The 496-nt window shown below is 60.5% G+C and carries 1 pseudogene; it reads right to left on the reverse strand.

From position 1 onward, the window contains the following. Nucleotides 1-496: pseudogene (locus NCR34_RS24220) on the reverse strand (polyhydroxyalkanoate depolymerase); the annotation flags it as partial.

The raw sequence follows: 496 nt of genomic DNA on the forward strand, positions 1-496 counted from the left end.
ATCGGCTGGGTGCGCGCGTTGACGCCGGCCGGACTCGGCTCGTTGTCGTGAATCAACGCGCGAATACGCGGATAAATCTGCCGTTCCCAGCGCTTGCCGTTGAATACGCCGTAATGCCCGACGCCCGTTTGAACGTGATGCGCCTTCAGATAGGGCCGCAGCTTGTCGCACAAATCCTGCGCCGCTAGCGTCTGCCCGACGGCGCAGATATCGTCGCGCTCGCCTTCGACGGTAAAAAGCGCCGTGCGCCGGATCGCCGAGGGATCGACCTTGCGGCCGCGCACCTCGAGTTGCTTCAACGGCAGCGCGTGCCGCTGAAACACGGTATCGACGGTTTCCAGATAGAACTCCTCAGTGAGATCCATCGTTGCGAAATATTCCTCGTAGAAAACGCGAATCGCGTCCGCCTTCGCGACATCGCCCTTCGCACGCTGATGATGCATCTCCTCGAACGATTCGATGTGCCGCGCGAGATTCATCGACATGAATGCGCCCA

Source organism: Caballeronia sp. GAWG1-5s-s (genome assembly GCF_023631445.1).
GTDB lineage: Bacteria > Pseudomonadota > Gammaproteobacteria > Burkholderiales > Burkholderiaceae > Caballeronia.